Genomic DNA, 19,648 nt, shown 5'->3' on the forward strand with positions numbered 1-19,648 from the left:
CCCCCCCCGCCCCCCCCCCGCGCGGCCGGGGGGCCTGTTTTTCCCTACCCCCCCCGGGCCCCCCGGGGGGGGGGGGCCCCCCCCCCCCCCCCGTGTGGGGGGGGCCCCCCCCCCCCCTACGGCACTTCTATTTCTTCGTTGATCAGCATGTCCACCAAGCGAATCAGTGGCAGGCCGACCAGGCTGGTGGCGTCTTCGCCCTCGGTGCTGCGAAACAGGCTGATGCCCAGACCTTCGGACTTGAAGCTGCCGGCGCAATCGAATGGCTGCTCGCGTTGCAGGTAGCGCAGGATCTGCTCGTCGCTCAGTGGGCGAAAATGCACGGTGAAGGGTACGCATTCGACCTGGCATTTGCCGGTGCTCGAATTGAGCAGTGCCAGTCCGGTCAGAAAGGTGACGCTGCTACCGCTGGCGGCGCGCAGCTGTTGCTGGGCTCTCGGCAGATCGTGGGGTTTGCCGAGTATTTGTCCATCGCCGAGTGCGGCGACCTGGTCCGAGCCGATGATCAGATGCTCAGGATGGCTGGCGGCGAGGGCGCGGGCCTTTTCTTCGGCCAGGCGCTTGACCAGGTCGATGGCTGCTTCGCCGGGCAGGCGGGTTTCGTCGATGCTCGGCGATTGCCAGGTAAAGGGCAGTTGCAGGCGTTCGAGCAGCTCGCGACGGTAGGGTGAACTGGAGGCGAGCAGCAGTGCGGGCATGTTCTCTTCCTTTTATATAGGTGGGCGGGGAATTCTACTGATCGCCGCTACTTGTGGGCGCCTCTAAGAACGTAGGCGACGACTGCAAGGATGCAGGAGGTAGAGTGAAGCAGGAAGCCCGAGCCGAGGCAGTCAGCGCAATACCGATGGCGGCCCCATAAAAGCAGGCGAAAAATGACCGGGGTCGCGCCCGACTTTACGCGCTGTAAATGAGCGCTTGATTCGCTTCGCTCACCCCTTCGGGGTCGCGCTAAAGCGCGTTCAGCCTTCGGCTGTGAGCCTGTTTTTAACGCCGCGATGGCAACGCTGGTAGTTTTTAGAGGTGCCCCTGAAGACAGGCTGAATTTCCTTTGACATGGGCAGGGTGCATCCCTAGAATGCTGCGCCTATGTTGAATGGGCCGATTCCACCTCACGTTGATCCGCGCAAGCTCGCCGACCGCGAAGCTACCCTTGAAGGGCGGCTCGAACTAGCCAGCCTGCCGCGTCTTTGCGACCCGCTTTCCGATACGGTTGGCGCGGTGCAGGCGAAGTTTCATTTCGCCCGTGACGAGCAGAAAACTGTGGTTATCCGCAGTGAGCTCGAGGTTGAGGTCAAAATGGTCTGCCAGCGTTGTCTGGAGCTGGTCGCGCTACCCATCCGCAGCGAATGTGAATACGCCGTGGTTCGGGTTGGAGCGAACACTCAGTCCTTGCCTAAGGGCTACGACGTGCTGGAAGTGGGCGAAGAGCCGCTGGAGCTGCTTGGTCTGGTCGAGGAAGAGTTGCTTCTCGCCTTGCCCATCGTTCCTGCTCATGCCCCTGGTGATTGCCAGCAGCCGGACGGTCTCGATGAGCCCGTGCCAGGCGAGGACGAGGTATCGCGGTCCAACCCGTTCAGTGTATTGGCGCAGTTAAAGCGTGACCCAAACGTTTAGGAGTTAATCAATTATGGCTGTTCAGCAGAACAAAAAATCCCGTTCCGCCCGCGACATGCGTCGTTCGCACGACGCCCTCGAGGCCAGCACCCTGTCCGTAGAGAAGAGCACCGGTGAAGTTCACCTGCGCCACCACGTTTCTCCGGAAGGCGTGTACCGTGGTCGCAAAGTGATCGACAAGGGCGCTGACGAGTAATCCTTGTCCGCCTCGATCATCGCGATTGATGCAATGGGTGGGGACTTCGGTCCCCACTGCATTGTTCCGGCCTGCATTTCTGCGCTGGCCGAATTCCCCTCGCTGCACCTGGCCCTCGTCGGCCAAGCTCCCCTTATCGAAGAACAGCTCGCTCGCCAGTCCGGCGTCGATCGCTCGCGCCTGCAGGTTCATCACGCTAGTGAAGTGATCGCCATGGACGAACGTCCGGCTCAGGCCCTGCGCGGCAAGCCGGATGCCTCGATGCGCGTGGCGCTGGAGCTGGTGCGCCAGCGCCAGGCGCATGCCTGCGTCAGTGCCGGCAATACCGGTGCGCTGATGGCGCTGTCGCGTTACGTGCTGAAGACGCTACCGGGGATCGATCGGCCGGCCATGGTCAGCCCGATTCCCACCGAGCGCGGTCACTGCTACCTGCTGGATCTGGGCGCCAACGTCGATTGCAGTGCCGAGCACCTCTATCAGTTCGCGATCATGGGCGCCGTGGCGGCCGAGACGCTGGGCGTTTCTCGGCCGCGAGTCGCCTTGCTCAATGTCGGTACCGAAGACATCAAGGGCAATCAGCAGGTCAAGCTGGCGGCCAATATGCTGCAGCAGGCGCATGGGCTGAACTTCATCGGCTACATAGAGGGCGACGGCATGTATCGCGGCGAAGCCGATGTCGTGGTGTGCGACGGCTTCGTTGGCAATATCCTGCTCAAATCCAGCGAAGGCCTGGCCAGGATGATCACCGGGCGGGTCGAGACGCTGTTCAGCGATGGGTTGTTCGCCCAGGCGATAGGTGCCCTGGCGATGCCGTTGTTGCGACGCCTGAAGGCTGATCTGGCGCCGGCGCGGCACAATGGTGCGAGCTTTCTCGGGCTGCAGGGCATCGTGGTCAAGAGTCATGGTGCGGCTGGCCAGGAAAGCTTTCAGAGTGCCATTCGCTGTGCGCTGCGCGAGGTGCAGGAGAATTTGCCGCAGCGACTGCATGGTCGCCTCGAGGACTTGTTACTGTAAACTCGTCACGTTTTCAGGGCAGCTCTAAAAACTACCTGCGTTGCCATCGCGGCGTTAAAAACAGGCTCAAAATGCTCATTTACAGCGCGTAAACTGCGCTTTTTCGCCTGTTTTTGCCTTGCGCTGGCTGCCTCGCCTACGTTTTTAGAGGCGCCCTTCAGGGCGTGGCGTGCGGCGGAATGTGACCGCTGCGCGCAGCCTGTCATCCAACTGTCAGTTTGCTGCGCCAGGCTCGCCTGGCGTTGGTTTTTCGACTCAAGGGACTTATTCATGTCTGCATCCCTCGCATTCGTCTTCCCCGGTCAAGGCTCGCAAGCCCTGACCATGCTTGCCGACCACGGTGCCCGGCAGCAGCTGGTGCTCGATACTTTCGGCGAAGCTTCCGAAGCGCTCGGCTACGACCTCTGGGCACTGACCCAGCAAGGGCCGGAAGAGCAACTGAACCAGACCGACAAGACCCAGCCGGCCATTCTCACTGCTTCCATCGCCCTGTGGCGTCTGTGGCAGGCCGAGGGTGGTGCCAAGCCCGCTTTCGTTGCTGGTCACAGCCTGGGTGAATACTCCGCGCTGGTCGCAGCTGGCAGCATCGCCTTTGTCGATGCCGTGAAGCTGGTGGAGCGTCGTGGTCAATTGATGCAGCAGGCTGTTCCGGCCGGGCAGGGCGGTATGGCCGCCATCCTCGGTCTGGAAGATGCCGACGTGCTGGCCGCCTGCGCCGAAGCGGCGCAGGGTGATGTGGTCAGTGCGGTGAATTTCAATGCCCCCGGCCAGGTGGTGATCGCCGGTAGCGCCACTGCCGTCGAGCGCGCCATCGAAGCCTGCAAGGCCCGTGGCGCCAAGCGCGCCATGGCGCTGCCGGTCAGCGTGCCGTCGCATTGTGCGCTGATGAAGCCGGCAGCCGAGCGTTTCGCCGAGTCGGTCGAGGCGCTGAGCTGGCAGGCACCACAAATCCCGCTGGTGCAGAACGTCAGTGCCGCCGTGGTATCCGATCTGGGCACCCTCAAGGCTGATCTGCTGGCGCAGCTATACAGCCCGGTACGCTGGGTCGAGTCGATGGTGCGTCTGTCCGAACAGGGCGTGACCGATCTGATCGAATGCGGCCCTGGCAAGGTGCTGAGCGGCCTGAACAAGCGCTGCGTCAAAGGCATCAATACTCACAACCTGGATACCCCGGATGCTTTTGCTGCCGCTCGCGCAGCCCTGGCTTGAGCAAGGAGAACGAACATGAGTCTGCAAGGTAAAGTCGCACTGGTCACCGGCGCCAGCCGTGGTATCGGTCAGGCAATCGCTCTGGAACTGGGTCGTCAGGGCGCCATCGTCATCGGCACCGCGACCAGTGCCTCGGGTGCTGAGCGTATCGCCGAAACCCTCAAGGCCAATGGCGTCGAAGGCGCCGGTCTGGTGCTCGACGTGAGCAACGACGAATCGGTTGCCACCACCCTCGAACATATCCAGCAACATCTTGGTCAGCCGCTGATCCTGGTCAACAACGCCGGTATCACCCGCGATAACCTGATGCTGCGCATGAAGGACGACGAGTGGCATGACGTCATCAACACCAACCTGAACAGCCTCTACCGTCTGTCCAAGGCCGTGCTGCGTGGCATGACCAAGGCTCGTTTCGGCCGCATCATCAACATCGGCTCCGTGGTCGGTGCGATGGGCAATGCCGGTCAGGTCAACTACGCTGCAGCCAAAGCTGGTCTGGAAGGTTTCAGCCGCGCCCTGGCGCGTGAAGTCGGCTCGCGCGGTATCACGGTCAACTCGGTGGCCCCAGGTTTCATCGACACCGATATGACCCGTGAGCTGCCGGAAGGCCAGCGCGACGCGCTGCTGACGCAGATTCCGCTGGGCCGTTTGGGGCAGGCCGAAGAGATCGCCAAGGTAGTCGGTTTCCTGGCTTCCGATGGCGCAGGTTATGTCACAGGGGCTACTATCCCGGTGAACGGCGGTATGTACATGAGTTAAAAAGGGCGCCTCCGAATGCCCGGAGGCTCTCGAATGTGACGCGAGCCATCAGAAAACTGTCATAGTGGCTGTCTAAAATCCGTTATAAAGCTGCAACAGGTTTATAGACAGATCGTTGAAGTGTTCCTGGGGGCTCCCCGGCATTCAGCTTGAAATGCTAAAAACCCTTTCTATACACTTGGCCGCTACCAGCTGCCTGGATTTGTCCAATAGGAGTGAAAACAAGGTATGAGCACCATCGAAGAACGCGTCAAGAAAATCGTTGCTGAGCAACTTGGCGTCAAGGAAGAGGAAGTAACCAACAGCGCTTCCTTCGTTGAAGACCTGGGTGCCGACTCTCTTGACACCGTTGAGCTGGTGATGGCTCTCGAGGAAGAATTCGAGACCGAGATCCCGGACGAGCAAGCTGAGAAAATCACCACCGTTCAAGAAGCTATCGACTACGTGACTGCCCACGCGCAATAAGTCACCGTCAGCTTTCTGATCGAGAAAAGCCGCACTGCCCTAATCAGGCGTGCGGTTTTTCTTTACGTGCAGGGCGCATGTGGCGCCTGAGTAGAACAAGAGGAGATTGCTGTGTCGCGTAGACGCGTCGTGGTTACCGGTATGGGCATGCTGTCGCCACTGGGTAACGATGTGCCGAGCAGCTGGCAGGGCATTTTGGCCGGGCGCAGTGGCATCGGTCTGATCGAGCATATGGACCTGTCGGCCTACTCCACCCGTTTTGGCGGGTCGCTCAAGGGCTTCAATGTCGAGGAATATCTCTCCGCCAAGGAGGCGCGCAAGCTCGACCTGTTCATCCAGTACGGTCTCGCTGCCTGCTTCCAGGCCGTGCGTGATTCCGGGCTGGACATCACTGACGCCAATCGTGAGCGTATCGGTGTGGCCATGGGCTCCGGCATCGGCGGCCTGACCAATATCGAGAACAACTGCAAGTCGTTGCACGAGCAAGGGCCGCGGCGCATTTCGCCGTTCTTCGTGCCTGGCTCGATCATCAACATGATTTCCGGCTTCCTGTCGATCCACCTGGGTCTGCAGGGGCCGAACTACGCCATCGCCACGGCGTGCACTACCGGCACGCACTGCATTGGTATGGCCGCGCGCAACATCGCCTATGGCGAAGCCGATGTGATGGTCGCCGGCGGCGCCGAGATGGCAGCCTGCGGCCTGGGCATGGGTGGCTTCGGTGCCGCGCGTGCGCTGTCGACGCGTAACGACGAGCCGACCAAGGCCAGCCGTCCATGGGACAAGGGCCGTGACGGTTTCGTGCTGTCCGACGGTTCCGGCGCCCTGGTGCTGGAGGAGTTGGAACACGCCAAGGCGCGTGGTGCCACCATCTATGCCGAGCTGATCGGCTTCGGTATGAGTGGCGATGCATTCCACATGACCTCGCCGCCCGAGGACGGTGCCGGCGCGGCGCGCTGCATGGCCGCCGCCCTGCGCGATGCCGGTGTCAATGCCGACCAGGTGCAGTACATCAACGCCCACGGCACTTCGACCCCGGCTGGCGATATTGCCGAAGCTGCGGCAGTCAAGAGCGTGTTCGGTGATCACGCCTACCAGTTGTCGGTCAGCTCGACCAAATCCATGACCGGCCACCTGCTCGGTGCGGCAGGTGCGGTGGAGGCGATCTTCAGCGTGCTGGCGATCCGTGATCAGGTGGCGCCGCCGACCATCAACCTCGACGAGCCGGACGAAGGCTGCGACCTGGACTTTGTGCCGCATCAGGCCAAGGCCATGCCGATCGAAATCGCCCTGTCGAACTCCTTCGGCTTCGGCGGCACCAACGGCTCACTGCTGTTCCGTCGGTACCACGGCTGATGCTGAGCTGGGTCAACGGTGCGCCCGGCGAGCAGTTGTCGGTTCGCGACCGTGGCCTGGCTTATGGCGATGGTCTGTTCGAGACCATCGCCGTGCGCGGCGGGCGCATCCCGCTGCTGGCGCGGCATATGGCGCGCCTGGCCGATGGTTGTCGGCGCCTGTCCATTCCCCTCGATCTGGTTCTCATTGAGCACGAGCTACAGGCGTTCGCCGGGCTGCTGGGTGAGGGCGTCGCCAAACTCATCGTCAGCCGCGGTGAGGGCCAGCGTGGCTACGCGCCGCCGCAACCCTGTCAGCCGCTGCGCATCCTGCAGGCGGCGCCGCTGCCGCAGTATCCCGCTGCGCATGCCGAGCAGGGCGTGCGACTGTTTCCCTGTGAGACGCGTCTGGCTGAGCAACCGCTGCTGGCCGGGCTCAAGCACCTCAATCGCCTGGAACAGGTACTGGCCCGAGCCGAATGGCAGGACCCCGAGTGTGCCGAGGGCCTGATGCGCGACAGCAGTGGCCGGGTCATCGAGGGGGTGTACAGCAACCTGTTCCTGGTCGTCGATGGCGGGTTGGTCAGTGCGCAGCTGTCGCGTTGTGGCGTGGCCGGGGTGATGCGTGCGGAGATCCTGCAGCAGGCGCAGTTGCTCGGGCTGTCTGTCGAGTTACGCGATGTTTCCTTCGACGAACTCCTGGATGCCGATGAAGTCTTTCTCTGCAACAGCCTTTACGGCATCTGGCCTGTACGGGCGCTGCAAGAGCGACACTGGTCGGTCGGGCCGCTCACCCGTAAACTGCAGGCCATCGTCTGCGACCTACTGAGTAACTAACTGGTGCTACGCAAGATCCTGGTGCTGCTTGAATGCGGCGTGTTGTTGGCTGCTCTACTGGTAGTTGGTGCTGCCTGGCAGCAGCAAAGAGCGCTGGAGCAGCCTCTGCATCTGGCTGAAGAAATGCTTCTGGAGGTGCCGTCCGGCGCTACGCCGAGCGGCCTGCTCAATCGTCTGGAAGCAGAAGGTGTCATCGACAATGCCTTCTGGCTGCGCCTTTACTGGCGCTTCAATCTGAATGCGCCTGCCATGCACAGCGGCGAATACCGCCTGCTACCGGAACTCAGCGCCCGCGACATGCTTGGCCTGTGGCAGCGCGGTGAGGTGGTGCAGTACAGCCTGACCCTGGTCGAGGGCTGGAACTTCCGCCAGGTGCGCGCCGCTCTGGCCCGCCAGGAGCGTCTGGAGCAGCGCCTGGCCGATCTCAGCGATGCCCAGCTGATGGAGCGCCTGGGTATGGCCGGGCAGAACCCGGAAGGGCGTTTCTTCCCCGATACCTATCGTTACGTGCGCGGCATGAGCGACGAAGACCTGCTCAAGCAGGCCAACGCCCGTCTGGAGCGTGTTCTGGCTGAAGAGTGGCAGCAGCGCGCCGAGGGTTTGCCCTATCGCGAGCCGTACGACGCGTTGATCATGGCCTCGATGATCGAGAAGGAAACCGGTGTACCCGAAGAGCGCGGCGAGATTGCTGGCGTGTTCGTGCGTCGCCTGCGCATGGGCATGCGCCTGCAGACCGATCCCACCGTCATCTACGGCATGGGCGAGCGCTACAACGGCCGCATCACCCGCGCCGACCTGCGTACGCCAACGCCCTACAACACCTATACCATCGACGGCATGCCGCCGACGCCGATCGCCATGGTTGGCCGCGAGGCGATTCACGCCGCGCTCAACCCGCTCGATGGCACCACACTGTATTTCGTCGCGCGAGGCGACGGTAGCCACGTGTTCTCCAACACCTTGGCCGAGCACAACCGCGCGGTGCGCGAATATCAGCTCAAGCGTCGTGCCGACTACCGCTCCAGCCCCGCGCCACGCGCGGCGGCCGAAACCGAATAAGGGCAACCCATGACCGGTCTGTTTATTACCCTGGAAGGCCCGGAAGGCGCCGGCAAAAGCACCAACCGCGAATATCTGGCCGAGCGCCTGCGCGAGCAGGGCATCGATGTGCTGCTGACCCGTGAGCCAGGTGGTACGCCGCTGGCCGAGCGGATCCGTGAATTGCTGCTCGATCCTAGCGATGAGCCGATGGCGGCCGATACCGAATTGCTGCTGGTGTTCGCCGCCCGTGCCCAGCATCTGCAGCAGGTCATTCGTCCGGCTCTGGCCAAGGGCAGCGTGGTGCTGTGCGACCGTTTCACTGATGCCACCTACGCCTACCAGGGTGGTGGTCGGGGTCTTTCCATCGAACGCATCGCGCAGCTTGAGCAGTTCGTTCAGGGCGAGCTGCGCCCTGATCTGACGCTGATTTTTGATCTGCCGGTGGAGATCGGTCTGGCTCGCGCCTCGGCTCGCGGTCGCCTGGATCGTTTCGAGCAGGAAGGCCGTGGCTTCTTCGAAGCGGTACGCCAGGCCTATCTGCAGCGCGCCGAGCAGGCGCCACAACGATATCGCGTGCTGGATGCCGGGCAGACCCTGGCTCAGGTGCAGGCCGATATCGATGCCTTGCTGCCGAGCCTGCTGGAGGCTTGCCGTGGCTGATGTCTATCCCTGGCAAAAAGCGCTCTGGCAGCAACTCGCCGGGCGTAGCCAGCACGCCCATGCCTACCTGCTGCATGGTCCGGCCGGCATCGGCAAGCGTGCGCTGGCCGAGCGCCTGATGGCGCGCCTGCTATGCCAGAACCCGAATGGGCTGGATGCCTGTGGCAACTGTAAATCCTGTCATCTGTTGGCTGCCGGTACGCACCCGGACAACTACGTGCTGGAGCCCGAAGAGGCGGACAAGCCGATCAAGGTCGATCAGGTGCGTGAGCTGGTCGACTTCGTGGTGCAGACCGCGCAGCTGGGTGGGCGCAAGGTGGTGCTGCTGGAGCCGGCCGAGGCGATGAACCTCAACGCCGCCAACGCGCTGCTCAAGAGCCTGGAAGAGCCGTCCGGCAATACCGTGCTGCTGCTTATCAGCCACCAGCCCAGCCGCTTGTTGCCGACCATCAAGAGTCGCTGCGTGCAGCAGGCCTGCCCCTTGCCGAGCGAGGCGATGAGCCTGGCCTGGCTGGCCCAGGCACTGCCCGAACTGGGTGACGATGAGCGCGCCGACCTGCTCACGCTCGCGGCGGGTTCGCCGCTGGCTGCCGTGCGCCTGCATGCTCAAGGTGTGCGCGAACAGCGTGCCCAGGCCGTGGAGGGGGTGAAAAAACTGCTCAAGCAGCAGATCTCCCCGAGCCAACTGGCGGAAAGCTGGAACTCACTGCCGCTGAATCTGCTGTTCGACTGGTTCTGCGACTGGGCGCAACTGATGTTGCGCTACCAACTGACCAAGGACGAGGAAGGCCTGGGCCAGGTCGATATGCGCAAGGTGGTGCAGTACCTGGCGGACAAGAGCGCGCAGGCCAAGGTATTGGCGATTCAGGAATGGCTGCTCGCGCAAAGGCAGAAGGTGATGGGTAAAGCCAACCTCAATCGTGTGCTGCTACTGGAAGCCTTGCTGGTGCAGTGGGCCGCCTTGCCAGGACAGGATCGCGGCTGACTGGCGCGAGAGCCGGATTCGGCAGGGCGTCACATTCTGCTGGCTGCCTGCCGCCCGGTTGTTTGCGCATGAGCATGAACAAGCCCTAGAATCGGCCATTAAGCAATAAACGCCAGGAATGTGCTGATGAGCCTGCCACCCAATCTGGGTCCCCGTAACGGAATTCTGTCCCTGACCATCAAGGACAAGTCCGTGCTGTACGCGGCCTACATGCCTTTCATCAAGAATGGCGGTCTCTTCATTCCCACCAACAAGAGCTACAAGCTCGGTGACGAAGTGTTCATGCTGCTCAACCTGATGGATGAGCCGGAGAAGATTCCGGTGGCCGGCAAGGTGGTGTGGATCACCCCGAAAGGCGCTCAGGGCAACCGCGCCGCCGGTGTCGGCGTACAGTTCAACGACGGCGATAACACCGCTCGCAACAAGATCGAAACCTACCTCGCTGGTGCGCTGAAGTCCGACCGCCCGACTCACACCATGTAACCCGCCGGCCGCGCGCGTACTGTCCTCGCGGCCGAAGCATCTCCTCCAGAGCGTCCAGGCGCCTGCCACTTTCGATTACAATTCGGGCTTTCCCTTTGCCCGAGTTCTCCCGCTGTGCTGATCGACTCCCATTGCCACCTTGATCGTCTCGACCTCGCTGCCCATGGCGGTTCGCTGGATGCTGCTCTGGATGCGGCGCGCGCCGCCGGCGTCGGGCATTTCCTGTGTATTGGCGTCAGCGCTGACAACGCCGCCACGGTCAAGGGCCTGGCCGAGCGCTATGCCGATGTCGATTGTTCGGTGGGCGTGCATCCGCTGGATCTGGAGCCGGGCGCCGAGCCGGCGCTGGATTGGCTACTCGGTGAGCTGGCGCACCCGAAGGTGGTGGCCATTGGTGAGACCGGTCTGGATTACCACTACGAGCCGGAATCCGCTGCGTTGCAGCAGGCCTCTTTCCGTCTGCACCTGGAGGCGGCGCGCATCACGGGTAAGCCGGTAATCGTACATACCCGCGAGGCCCGCGCCGACACCCTGGCGTTGTTGCGCGAAGCGGCGCTGCCACAGGCTGGCGTGCTGCATTGCTTCACCGAAGACTGGGAGATGGCCAGGGCCGCGCTGGACATAGGTTTTTATATTTCCCTGTCCGGCATCGTCACCTTCCGCAATGCCGAGGCGCTGCGCGATGTGGCGCGCCAGGTGCCGGCTGACCGTCTGCTGGTGGAAACCGACTCGCCTTACCTGGCGCCCGTGCCGCACCGAGGCAAGCCCAACCTGCCGCAATACGTACGTGAAGTGGCCGAGTACCTGGCGGTGCTGCGTGGGGTTAGCTACGAGGTGCTGGCTGAGCAGACCTCGAGCAACTTCAAGCGTCTGTTCCCGTTGGCTGGTGTGGCTGACGCATAACAGCCCGTAGGTGGCGCGGCGCGCACCAGGCGACGTGAGGCGTTGCAGCTATGGTGGGTTACGCCGCACCCAGATCCAGCTCAGCAGTCAGATCGTGACAGGCGGCTACCCCACCCTACGGGAACGGCGATCCGCTGAGCAAAAAAAACCCGGACTCTGGGGGATGAATCCGGGTCAAGACCATTAGGAGTAAATCAAGGTACGCGGTCCACGGTACCTTGGCTGGCGGGGCACTTGGGGGGAGATGCCGCACACCAGTACGTTCCAGTATTGGCCATGATTCGCGAGCGTCCAGGCCAAAGCCTGAGTTTTTTAAACGGATTTGGAATACCACGGGCGCTGGTGAGTCCTCACCCTTTTGCCAGCTGGGTTAGCAGGCTCAGCGTTTCCTCGATCACCTGCTCGCTGGTGTAGAAATGCGGCGATAAACGCACTCCTGGGCCGCGTTGCACGCAGATCACCTGCTCCTCGCGCAAGCGCTGATATAGCGCCGGATTGTCCCAGCCCGCCAGGCTGAAACTGAGAATACCGGCACGACGCGCAGGGTCGAGCGGGCTATGGATCACTGCACCAGGCAATTCGCGAATACCATCGTTCAGGCGCTGAACCCGTTTTCCCACCAGCACGCCGACCCGCTCCATGCCCACTTCCTCGAGCAACGACAGGCTCGCCTCCAGAGCGAAGGCCCCCAGCATATTCGGGCTGCCGCATTCGAAGCGCCGTGCACTGCGGGCTGGCTGCCAGTCCTGGCGGGTGTAGTCGCCGGCATGTTCGAGCATGTGCCAGCCATACTCGTGCAGTTTCAGCTGATCGCGTACCGCACTGCGGCAATAGAACACCCCCAGGCCCTCCGGGCCGAGCATCCACTTGTGGCCGTCGGCCATGGCGAAGTCGCAGTCGTAGGCTTGAACGTCGAAGGGCAGGGCACCCAGTTGCTGGATGGCATCAATGCAGAACAGCACGCCATGCTGGCGGCAGCCGCGGCCTAGGCGCGGCAGATCGAGACGCAGGCCGCTGGCGAACTGCACGGCGCTGATCGACAACAGGCGTGTACGCGGGGTGAAGGCGGCTAGCAGCGCTGCCTCCGGATCATCGCCCTTGAGACTGACTTCGACCACTTCCACGCCCTGGGCGGCCAACGCCAGCCAGACGATGCGGTTGGAAGGGAATTCCTCGTCGCTGATGATCACCTGGTCGCCAGCTCGCCAGTCCAGGCCGAAGGCCACGAACGAGAGTGCCTCGGAGGTATTCTTGACCAGTGCAATATCACCGGTGCTTGGTGCGTTCATCAGGCGCACAAGGCGTTCGCGTAGGCTACGCTCAAGTTTCAGCCAGTCGGGATAGTCACGCGCACCGCTGCTGACGTTCGCTTCCGAGAACCGTCGAACCGCTTCAGCACTGCGTTTCGGCCAGGGGGCGACAGCCGCATGGTTCAGATAGCGCAGTCCATTTTCCAGAGGGAACTCATCATGAAACACGTACATGGTCGGATGATCCGTGCAATTTGGCCGCATTTGGGCATAATAAGTGGCTTCGATTTTTGACCCCGTAGTCCCTTTATGCAGAAAGAACCCCGTAAGGTCCGCGAATTCCGTCGCCGCGAGCAAGAAATTCTCGATACCGCGCTGAAACTCTTCCTCGAACAAGGAGAAGACAGCGTTACTGTCGAGATGATCGCTGATGCGGTCGGTATCGGCAAAGGCACTATCTACAAGCACTTCAAGTCCAAGGCGGAGATCTACCTGCGCCTGATGCTCGACTACGAGCGCGATCTCAACGAACTGCTGCATTCGGCCGATGTGGATCGTGACAAGGAAGCGCTGTCGCGTGCGTACTTCGAATTCCGCATGCGCGATCCGCAACGCTATCGCCTGTTCGATCGCCTCGAAGAGAAGGTGGTCAAGGGCAATCAAGTGCCGGAAATGGTCGAGCAGTTGCACAAGATCCGTGCTTCCAACTTCGAGCGTCTGACCCAGCTGATCAAGGGCCGCATCGCCGAAGGCAAGCTGGAAGACGTGCCGCCATACTTCCACTACTGCGCCGCCTGGGCCCTGGTGCACGGCGCCGTGGCGCTGTATCACTCGCCGTTCTGGAGCAATGTGCTCGAGGATCAGGAAGGCTTCTTCCAGTTCCTCATGGACATCGGCGTGCGCATGGGTAACAAGCGCAAGCGCGACGCCTGACGCCTGGCATGTCGGCCACGGGACTGTGCCGTGGCCGACATAGCGATATACTCCGGCTCTTAACGAACTGGAGTTCCCAATGATCGTCGACCGCCAGGGCAGACGCTTCCGCAATCTTCGCGTCAGCCTGACCGCCGCCTGCAACTACGCCTGCACCTACTGTGTGCCGAACGGCAAGCGCCTGGTCGCCGCTCAGGACGAACTCTCCGCTGACGCCATGGCGCGTGGCGTCGCTTACCTGATCGAAGCCGCCGGTATAGAGCGCTTGCGCATTACCGGTGGTGAGCCCCTGGTCAGCACGCGCCTGGAGCCTTTCCTGCGCCAGGTCAGCCAACTCGGCCTCGACGATATCAGCCTCACCACCAACGGCCAGTTGCTCGAGCGCAAGCTGCCGCTGCTGATCGAATGCGGTATCCGCCGTCTGAATGTTTCCCTCGATACCCTCGACGCCGACGCTTTTCGCAGCATCGCCCGCGGTGGCGACCTGGCCACCGTGCTGGCTGGCATGGAAGCGGCGCGCGAAGCCGGGATGAAGATCAAGGTCAACATGGTGCCGCTGCGCGGACAGAACCTGGATCAGGTATTGCCACTGCTGGAGTACTGCCTGGAGCGCGGTTTCGAACTGCGCTTCATCGAACTGATGCGCATGGGCCATCTCGCGCGCGACCCCAATGCCTTCAACCAGCAATTCGTCGGTCTGCCGGAGCTGCTGGAGCTGATCGGCAGCCGTCACCAGTACGTGCAGGCTAGCGCTCCGGTGGATGCCACGGCGATGCGTTATGCCATTCCCGGCACCGGTCATTTCGGCGTGATCGCCAACGAAAGCGTGCCGTTCTGCCGTACCTGCTCGCGCCTGCGCTTGTCGTCTACCGGTTGGCTGCATGGCTGCCTGTCGTCGAGCAACCGCCACTTTGTCGGTGACTTGTTGGACAAGCCGCGTCACCAGGCCTTGCCAGCGTTGCAGCGATTGCTGGTCAAGGCGTTGGGTGACAAACAGGATCTGGCCTTCTCCGGCGGCGTCACCGTGATGAAGATCATCGGCGGCTGACTCTCGCGGCGTTGCTGGGGGATTGGGCTCAGGTCTGGCATCGCTGCTGGGCTGAAGCTGAGTTCCGCCCGGCCCCGAAGAGTAGGGCTGTAAGGTGGGCTTTAACCCACGGCCATCATCGTCGATGGGTTGAAACAGAGCGCCGTGCCACCCGACGTCAGCGCAAACTGAGCGATGTCCTGACGCTTGTGGCCAAGGCCTAAGTGGCTCGGCAGTCACGCCAGGCCCGGATAAACTGCTGGGGCGCCAACCAACCGAGTGACTGCCTGCATGCCCGCCACCTTTCCCATCGCTTACATCGAGCCAGTGTTTCGCCCGCCGAGTGAGGCGCAGTCGCTGATTCTGCCGGTTACCAACGGCTGCTCTTGGAACCAGTGCACCTTCTGCGAGATGTACACCGCGCCGCAGAAGAAATTCCGCGCCCGTGATGAGGCGCAGGTGCTGGAGGAAATTCGTCGTGCGGGCGAGCGGTTGATCGTCAATCGGGTGTTTCTCGCCGACGGCGACGCGCTGGTGCTGCCAACTCGGCGCCTGCTGGCCATCCTGCAAGCCATCCGCGAGCACATGCCCGAGGTGCGCCGGGTTTCCAGCTATTGCCTGCCGCGCAACCTGCGCAAGAAATCGGTGGATGAGCTCAAGGAACTGGCTGATGCCGGATTGAAGATGGCCTATGTCGGCTGCGAGTCCGGTGATGACGAGGTGCTGGCGCGGGTCAACAAGGGCGAGACTTTCGAGTCCAGCCTCAGTGCTCTGGATAAGGTTGGCCAGGCCGGAATCACCCGCTCCGTGATGATTCTCAACGGGCTCGGTGGTCAGGTGCTCAGCGATCAGCATGCGGACAACTCGGCTCGCCTGATGAACGAGTCCCAGCCTGAGTACCTCTCTACTCTGGTAGTCAGTTTCCCCATAGGGGAGGCGCGCTTTCGCGAGCAGTTCGCTGATTACCAGCCGCTGACGCAGCTGCAACTATTCGGTGAGGTTGAGCGTCTGCTGCAGGGCCTCGAATTGCAACAGACGGTGTTTCGCAGTGATCACGCGTCCAACTACCTGGTGCTCAAGGGCAATCTTGGGCGTGACAAGGCGCGTCTTCTGGCGCAGGTGCGTGAGGCTATCGAGCGGCCACAACAGGCCAATCTGCGTCAGGAGTGGCAGCGCGGGCTTTGACGAGGCTGGCGCAGAACCTGCATCTATGCCTTATCCGCCGGTTTTCCGTCACCGGCACGAGGAGGATTCATTCATGCGTAACCTGCTTCTACTGGTGGCGCTGCTGGGCCTGACCGGGTGCATGAAGGTCAGTGATCTGGCCAGTGGCGCCGAGTACCACCTGCGCGACGCCGGGTTTCTCGATCACGGTCGCACCGAGCGCATGGCTTCGCGGCGCCTGCAGCAGGACTCCTTCATCTATATCGCTCAGGGGCACTTCGTGCCGCCGGGCCACGGCTATCCGCGGCCCAATGTGGTAGCCGAGGAAGCCTTCAAGGGCTTCGTCGAATATTTCCCTTTGGTACGTCGTGCACGCCAGCCTGCAGGCCTGGACGAAGCCATGGCCGAGGCGCGCAGCGCTGGCGCGCACTACTTGCTGTACGCCCGTTTCGCCTACAGCGACGACCGTATCGGCACCTTGGAAGAGTGGGAGGATCAGGAGGCTGTGGATCGCCTTGGTACGGACCGCGCCTCGATCCAGCTGATGCTGATCGAAACTAATACTCGCTTCCTGGTCGACACCGCGCGGATTCGCAGCCGTGGCGGATTCCTGACGTTTTACGACGCCCAGCCGCAGGACCTCATCGGCCCGCCGCTGCATGATTATGCGCGCAGCCTGTTGGGCGTGGGACGCTAAGAGTAGGGACAATCGGCGCGCCGCTCTTGTGGGAGGGGCTTTAGCCGCGACAGGTGGCACGGTGTATCCTCGTCCGTTCGAATCGAACTGGACGAGGAAAGACCATGAGCGATCCAGGCAAGGCGGGCGATCTGCTGGCGCAGATCCCCAAGGGTGAAGGCAAGGGCTTGCCCCCCGTGCACCTGTGGAATCCCGATTTCTGTGGCGATATCGACATGCGAATCGCCCGCGATGGCACCTGGTATTACCTGGGCACGCCCATCGGCCGCAAACCCATGGTGCGGCTGTTTTCCACGATCATTCGCCGTGACGGCGACGACTACTTCCTGATTACGCCGGTGGAGAAGGTCGGCATCCAGGTCGAGGATGCGCCCTTCGTCGCCGTGACCCTGCAGGTCGAAGGCGAGGGGGAAGCGCAGGTGCTGTGTTTCACCACCAACGTCGAGGACGAAGTGGTCGCAGGCGGCGAGCATCCTATCCGTGTCGAGATCGACCCTGCGACACTCGAACCCTCGCCCTACATTCTGGTGCGGCGTAACCTCGAGGCGCTGATTCACCGCAACGTGTTCTATCAGCTGGTGGAACTGGCGGTGGAGCGCGAGGTCGACGGAGAACCCTGGTTGGGTGTGTGGAGCGCCGGGGTGTTCTATCCCATCGGGCCTTCTCCGGCCTGAACGGGCGATGCGCAAGCGGCGCTGGCGCACCCCATGGATTTGACAGGAGACGCATATGGATGAGCACCGCATCGAAACCGAACGGCTGACGCTGCGCCCACCGCAGCTACAGGATGCCGACGAGGTTCAGCGCCTGGCCGGTGATTTTCGTATTGCCGATGTCACCAGCAGTATTCCCCATCCCTATCCGGCCGAGCTGGCGCAGCAGTGGATCGAACGCTGTGCGCAGGATTGGGCGCGCGGCGTGGCGGCCAACTTCATCATCACCGAGTCGGACAGCGGCACGCTAGTTGGCAGCATGGCGCTCAAGGATATTGGCCGAGGCGAGGCCGAGGTGGGCTACTGGATCGGCGTGCCTTACTGGAGCCGTGGCTATGCCAGTGAGGCCTGCAATGCCCTGGTGAACTTCGCCTTCCAGCAGCTTCGTTTGCGCCGGCTGCACGCCAGCCACCTGGCGCGCAATCCGCAATCCGGCCGGGTGCTGTTCAAGGCCGGCTTCCGTCACTTGGGCCTGGGCCACAGCCAGTGCGGCGCCCAGGGCAAGGTCGAGCCGGTCGAGCTCTACGAGCGGGTTTCCGGCGAGTGACCTGAACGGCCCTCAACGCACCCGATCGCGACTCTGCACCGCCAGGTCCAGCGCCTTCTGCATATCCAGTCGCGCCGAGCGGCCCACGTCCTTGTCACTCATCTTGTAGTTGCGCTCCGATGGCAGGATCGGCGCGGTCAGGTCTTCGGCGTCCATCGGTTCGAAGTCGTAATCGCCGCCGATGGTCATGGCGCTGCGCCGTAGCAGCATGCGTACCTGTTCCGGCTGCAGGCGCGGATTGATCGACAGCATGGCTGCGACCACGCCAGTGACCAGGGGCGTGGCGTAGGAGGTGCCACAATGCACATCGCCGGTGGCATCGACCTCTTGGGTGGACGCGCGGGCACAGGCGGCGGCGGTGATATCGACACGCATGTCGACGTTCGATGAGTCGCGTTTGACCACGTAAGTCGGGTCGTCGATTTCGGCCTCTTTTTCCTTGCTGCGCTGATGCCCGCCGACCACCAGCAACTGCTCGGTAATGAACGAGGAGGGCAGGCGGTATTCGTCCCGGCCGGAGAAGGACGAACCGTTGCCGGCGGAGTTGATCACCAGCACGTCCGGGTGTTCCTCGCGCAGCCAGAGGAAGAACTCCTCAAGCAATTCTTCGTAGCCGCTCATGGCGATGCCGGACCGCACCAGCGAATCGATCTCGTCGCCTTCGACATTGCGCGTGCCGACGCGGTGGATGCCCCAGCTCCAGTTGAGTACGCGCACGCCGTCTTCCACCAGGTTCACCGAGGCGGCGATGTTGGCGGTGATGCCGGCGTCCGAGTTGCGTTCGACGATGACTTCGAAGCCCTGGCTTGCTTTGTCCAGCCCGCGCAGGAATCCGGTGTTGCCGCCTTTGTCCCAGTGCGCGGCGAGGATGCCGGCCACGGTGCTGCCGTGGTTGTCCGGCTCGTCGGCATCACGCGCATAGACGCAGGTGCGCGGTTTGCCATCGGAACAGGCGCCGAGGTAGTCGGCGAAGTCGGGCGCGTCGAAGTCGACGTTGCGCTCGATCACGACGACGCGAATCGGCTCGGCTTCGATGGGCGTGTCGCCCGCCGGGATGCGTCGCTGGTAATAGTTGACCGCATCCATGAAGCGGTTCGCGGCCCATTCCTCGGAGTTCTTTTCCGGTTTATGTGCCGACTTGCGGGCGGCCTCGCTTTCTTCGCCACGCTCTGGTGCGCTTTCTTCCACCACCACAGCATCGACGCTGACTTCGTTGCCGATACGTAACACCAGCGCATCGCGCTCGGTCAGGTTCTTCACTGGCAGGCGCAGTTGGTAGACGTTCAGCGGTGGGATGGCGCCGACTACCTTGGCGTCGTACTTCTTCGCTAGGCGCTTGGCCTCGTCGAGGCCGTCGTGGCGTTCCTCGATCAGCAGGCTGACCAGGTCGACATAGGTGGTCAGGCCATCCATGTTCTTCGCCACTTCATCCGGCCCGGCAGCCAGCACATGGCTGCGGTGCAGCGACAGCCACACCGGATTGCTGGCGCGCGAGTCGTCCTCCAGCCACAGCGGTGCGCTGCGATGTTTGTCGCTGCTCAGTTGCAGGCGCAGGCCATCGCCCGTGCGTTTGACCGCCGAAGCGGGCAGGGTGTCGTCGCCGAGGTGCAGCTTGGGCAACTTCGCGCCAAGGCCACGCACCTGCATGCACCATTCCTGCTTTTCACTGGCGAGCAGGTCGCCGCAGCGTTGCAGGCTCTGGATGCGCAACGGCTCCTGCGCCTCGGCAAGAGGGCTGAGCAGGGCCACGACGAAGGCGGAAAGGAGGGCGCGGTTGGGCAGCATGGGGCAGGGTTTCCTTGACGATTGTCCTGCAT

At 62.6% G+C, this 19,648-nt stretch carries 23 protein-coding genes; 19 read left to right on the forward strand and 4 right to left on the reverse strand.

Translation table 11 applies throughout. From position 1 onward, the window contains the following. Nucleotides 1-116 precede the first annotated feature (116 nt). Nucleotides 117-698: a nucleoside triphosphate pyrophosphatase gene (locus EGJ86_RS22755; RefSeq protein WP_003461954.1), complete on the reverse strand. Its 582-nt coding sequence runs from the start codon at nt 696-698 to the stop codon at nt 117-119. A 388-nt stretch (nt 699-1,086) separates the two neighbouring features. Here EGJ86_RS22755 and EGJ86_RS22760 point away from each other — a divergent pair, with 388 nt between their 5' ends. The 3 genes from EGJ86_RS22760 to plsX are packed head-to-tail and all read left to right on the forward strand — an operon-like array spanning nt 1,087 to nt 2,824. After that, nucleotides 1,087-1,614: a YceD family protein gene (locus EGJ86_RS22760; RefSeq protein WP_003461952.1), complete on the forward strand. Its 528-nt coding sequence runs from the start codon at nt 1,087-1,089 to the stop codon at nt 1,612-1,614. Between the two features lie 13 nt (nt 1,615-1,627). Beyond that, nucleotides 1,628-1,810 (forward strand): 50S ribosomal protein L32, encoded by a 183-nt coding sequence (gene rpmF / locus EGJ86_RS22765; protein ID WP_003245185.1) that lies wholly within the window; start codon nt 1,628-1,630, stop codon nt 1,808-1,810. 3 nt (nt 1,811-1,813) lie between these two features. Then, on the forward strand, nt 1,814-2,824 hold the full coding sequence (gene plsX / locus EGJ86_RS22770) for a phosphate acyltransferase PlsX (RefSeq protein WP_003461950.1): 1,011 nt from the start codon (nt 1,814-1,816) through the stop codon (nt 2,822-2,824). Nucleotides 2,825-2,829: 5 nt separating this feature from the next. Here plsX and EGJ86_RS25030 read toward each other — a convergent pair whose 3' ends face one another. Next, nucleotides 2,830-3,096 carry a hypothetical protein gene (locus EGJ86_RS25030; RefSeq protein ID WP_039964818.1) on the reverse strand — a complete coding sequence of 89 codons (267 nt, stop codon included), beginning with the start codon at nt 3,094-3,096 and terminating at the stop codon, nt 2,830-2,832. Here EGJ86_RS25030 and fabD point away from each other — a divergent pair. From fabD to EGJ86_RS22825, 10 genes are all read left to right on the forward strand, one after another. After that, a complete protein-coding gene (gene fabD, locus EGJ86_RS22780) occupies nt 3,095-4,033 on the forward strand; it encodes an ACP S-malonyltransferase (RefSeq protein ID WP_003461948.1) in 939 nt (312 codons plus the stop codon). The genes EGJ86_RS25030 and fabD overlap by 2 nt on opposite strands. A gap of 15 nt (nt 4,034-4,048) precedes the next feature. Next, nucleotides 4,049-4,792: a 3-oxoacyl-ACP reductase FabG gene (fabG, locus tag EGJ86_RS22785; RefSeq protein ID WP_003245179.1), complete on the forward strand. Its 744-nt coding sequence runs from the start codon at nt 4,049-4,051 to the stop codon at nt 4,790-4,792. A 228-nt stretch (nt 4,793-5,020) separates the two neighbouring features. Continuing rightward, nucleotides 5,021-5,257, forward strand: a complete 237-nt coding sequence (gene acpP / locus EGJ86_RS22790) for an acyl carrier protein (RefSeq protein WP_003245177.1) — start codon at nt 5,021-5,023, stop codon at nt 5,255-5,257. Between the two features lie 111 nt (nt 5,258-5,368). Then, nucleotides 5,369-6,613, forward strand: coding sequence for a beta-ketoacyl-ACP synthase II (gene fabF / locus EGJ86_RS22795; protein WP_003461946.1), 1,245 nt, complete (start codon nt 5,369-5,371; stop codon nt 6,611-6,613). Next, nucleotides 6,613-7,428, forward strand: coding sequence for an aminodeoxychorismate lyase (pabC, locus tag EGJ86_RS22800; RefSeq protein ID WP_003461944.1), 816 nt, complete (start codon nt 6,613-6,615; stop codon nt 7,426-7,428). Before fabF ends, pabC begins: the two co-directional genes overlap by 1 nt. Nucleotides 7,429-7,431: 3 nt before the next feature. Then, the gene (gene mltG, locus EGJ86_RS22805) at nt 7,432-8,487 is read left to right on the forward strand and encodes an endolytic transglycosylase MltG (RefSeq protein ID WP_074855963.1); all 1,056 of its coding nucleotides are present in this window, start codon (nt 7,432-7,434) and stop codon (nt 8,485-8,487) included. 9 nt (nt 8,488-8,496) lie between these two features. After that, a complete protein-coding gene (gene tmk, locus EGJ86_RS22810; protein ID WP_003461940.1) occupies nt 8,497-9,129 on the forward strand; it encodes a dTMP kinase in 633 nt (210 codons plus the stop codon). After that, nucleotides 9,122-10,114 (forward strand): DNA polymerase III subunit delta', encoded by a 993-nt coding sequence (locus tag EGJ86_RS22815; protein ID WP_003461939.1) that lies wholly within the window; start codon nt 9,122-9,124, stop codon nt 10,112-10,114. Before tmk ends, EGJ86_RS22815 begins: the two co-directional genes overlap by 8 nt. Nucleotides 10,115-10,240: 126 nt before the next feature. Further along, nucleotides 10,241-10,597 (forward strand): PilZ domain-containing protein, encoded by a 357-nt coding sequence (locus EGJ86_RS22820; protein ID WP_003245164.1) that lies wholly within the window; start codon nt 10,241-10,243, stop codon nt 10,595-10,597. A 114-nt stretch (nt 10,598-10,711) separates the two neighbouring features. Next, on the forward strand, nt 10,712-11,500 hold the full coding sequence (locus EGJ86_RS22825; protein ID WP_125836725.1) for a TatD family hydrolase: 789 nt from the start codon (nt 10,712-10,714) through the stop codon (nt 11,498-11,500). A gap of 350 nt (nt 11,501-11,850) precedes the next feature. Here the strand turns inward: EGJ86_RS22825 and EGJ86_RS22830 are convergent, their stop codons facing one another. Then, nucleotides 11,851-12,984 (reverse strand): aminotransferase class V-fold PLP-dependent enzyme, encoded by a 1,134-nt coding sequence (locus EGJ86_RS22830; protein WP_039964815.1) that lies wholly within the window; start codon nt 12,982-12,984, stop codon nt 11,851-11,853. 75 nt (nt 12,985-13,059) lie between these two features. Between EGJ86_RS22830 and EGJ86_RS22835 the strand changes: the two genes are divergently transcribed. The 6 genes from EGJ86_RS22835 to EGJ86_RS22860 all read left to right on the forward strand — a co-directional run bounded on the left by EGJ86_RS22835 (nt 13,060) and on the right by EGJ86_RS22860 (nt 17,831). Beyond that, nucleotides 13,060-13,683 carry a TetR/AcrR family transcriptional regulator gene (locus EGJ86_RS22835; protein ID WP_003461933.1) on the forward strand — a complete coding sequence of 208 codons (624 nt, stop codon included), beginning with the start codon at nt 13,060-13,062 and terminating at the stop codon, nt 13,681-13,683. Between the two features lie 79 nt (nt 13,684-13,762). After that, the gene (locus EGJ86_RS22840) at nt 13,763-14,731 is read left to right on the forward strand and encodes a GTP 3',8-cyclase MoaA (protein WP_125836726.1); all 969 of its coding nucleotides are present in this window, start codon (nt 13,763-13,765) and stop codon (nt 14,729-14,731) included. 270 nt (nt 14,732-15,001) lie between these two features. Further along, nucleotides 15,002-15,895 carry a radical SAM protein gene (locus EGJ86_RS22845; RefSeq protein ID WP_125836727.1) on the forward strand — a complete coding sequence of 298 codons (894 nt, stop codon included), beginning with the start codon at nt 15,002-15,004 and terminating at the stop codon, nt 15,893-15,895. 73 nt (nt 15,896-15,968) lie between these two features. After that, nucleotides 15,969-16,571 (forward strand): DUF4823 domain-containing protein, encoded by a 603-nt coding sequence (locus EGJ86_RS22850; protein ID WP_125836728.1) that lies wholly within the window; start codon nt 15,969-15,971, stop codon nt 16,569-16,571. Between the two features lie 104 nt (nt 16,572-16,675). Then, the gene (locus EGJ86_RS22855; protein ID WP_125836729.1) at nt 16,676-17,245 is read left to right on the forward strand and encodes a DUF1285 domain-containing protein; all 570 of its coding nucleotides are present in this window, start codon (nt 16,676-16,678) and stop codon (nt 17,243-17,245) included. A 55-nt stretch (nt 17,246-17,300) separates the two neighbouring features. Next, a complete protein-coding gene (locus EGJ86_RS22860) occupies nt 17,301-17,831 on the forward strand; it encodes a GNAT family N-acetyltransferase (protein WP_125836730.1) in 531 nt (176 codons plus the stop codon). A 12-nt stretch (nt 17,832-17,843) separates the two neighbouring features. Here the strand turns inward: EGJ86_RS22860 and EGJ86_RS22865 are convergent, their stop codons facing one another. Then, the gene (locus tag EGJ86_RS22865; RefSeq protein ID WP_125836731.1) at nt 17,844-19,616 is read right to left on the reverse strand and encodes a S8/S53 family peptidase; all 1,773 of its coding nucleotides are present in this window, start codon (nt 19,614-19,616) and stop codon (nt 17,844-17,846) included. Nucleotides 19,617-19,648: the final 32 nt, after the last annotated feature.

The organism is Pseudomonas sp. o96-267, from assembly GCF_003935465.1.
Taxonomy (GTDB): domain Bacteria; phylum Pseudomonadota; class Gammaproteobacteria; order Pseudomonadales; family Pseudomonadaceae; genus Aquipseudomonas; species Aquipseudomonas sediminis.

Coding starts and splice junctions, on each gene's coding strand:
- EGJ86_RS22865 (WP_125836731.1), bottom strand. CDS start 19,616: ATGCTGCCCAACCGCGCCCTCCTTTCCGCCTTCGTCGTGGCCCTGCTC.
- EGJ86_RS22840 (WP_125836726.1), top strand. CDS start 13,763: ATGATCGTCGACCGCCAGGGCAGACGCTTCCGCAATCTTCGCGTCAGC.
- acpP (WP_003245177.1), top strand. CDS start 5,021: ATGAGCACCATCGAAGAACGCGTCAAGAAAATCGTTGCTGAGCAACTT.
- fabD (WP_003461948.1), top strand. CDS start 3,095: ATGTCTGCATCCCTCGCATTCGTCTTCCCCGGTCAAGGCTCGCAAGCC.
- EGJ86_RS22755 (WP_003461954.1), bottom strand. CDS start 698: ATGCCCGCACTGCTGCTCGCCTCCAGTTCACCCTACCGTCGCGAGCTG.
- EGJ86_RS25030 (WP_039964818.1), bottom strand. CDS start 3,096: ATGAATAAGTCCCTTGAGTCGAAAAACCAACGCCAGGCGAGCCTGGCG.
- EGJ86_RS22845 (WP_125836727.1), top strand. CDS start 15,002: ATGCCCGCCACCTTTCCCATCGCTTACATCGAGCCAGTGTTTCGCCCG.
- pabC (WP_003461944.1), top strand. CDS start 6,613: ATGCTGAGCTGGGTCAACGGTGCGCCCGGCGAGCAGTTGTCGGTTCGC.
- fabG (WP_003245179.1), top strand. CDS start 4,049: ATGAGTCTGCAAGGTAAAGTCGCACTGGTCACCGGCGCCAGCCGTGGT.
- EGJ86_RS22830 (WP_039964815.1), bottom strand. CDS start 12,984: ATGTACGTGTTTCATGATGAGTTCCCTCTGGAAAATGGACTGCGCTAT.
- EGJ86_RS22820 (WP_003245164.1), top strand. CDS start 10,241: ATGAGCCTGCCACCCAATCTGGGTCCCCGTAACGGAATTCTGTCCCTG.
- EGJ86_RS22850 (WP_125836728.1), top strand. CDS start 15,969: ATGCGTAACCTGCTTCTACTGGTGGCGCTGCTGGGCCTGACCGGGTGC.
- EGJ86_RS22835 (WP_003461933.1), top strand. CDS start 13,060: ATGCAGAAAGAACCCCGTAAGGTCCGCGAATTCCGTCGCCGCGAGCAA.
- EGJ86_RS22760 (WP_003461952.1), top strand. CDS start 1,087: ATGTTGAATGGGCCGATTCCACCTCACGTTGATCCGCGCAAGCTCGCC.
- EGJ86_RS22855 (WP_125836729.1), top strand. CDS start 16,676: ATGAGCGATCCAGGCAAGGCGGGCGATCTGCTGGCGCAGATCCCCAAG.
- EGJ86_RS22860 (WP_125836730.1), top strand. CDS start 17,301: ATGGATGAGCACCGCATCGAAACCGAACGGCTGACGCTGCGCCCACCG.
- tmk (WP_003461940.1), top strand. CDS start 8,497: ATGACCGGTCTGTTTATTACCCTGGAAGGCCCGGAAGGCGCCGGCAAA.
- rpmF (WP_003245185.1), top strand. CDS start 1,628: ATGGCTGTTCAGCAGAACAAAAAATCCCGTTCCGCCCGCGACATGCGT.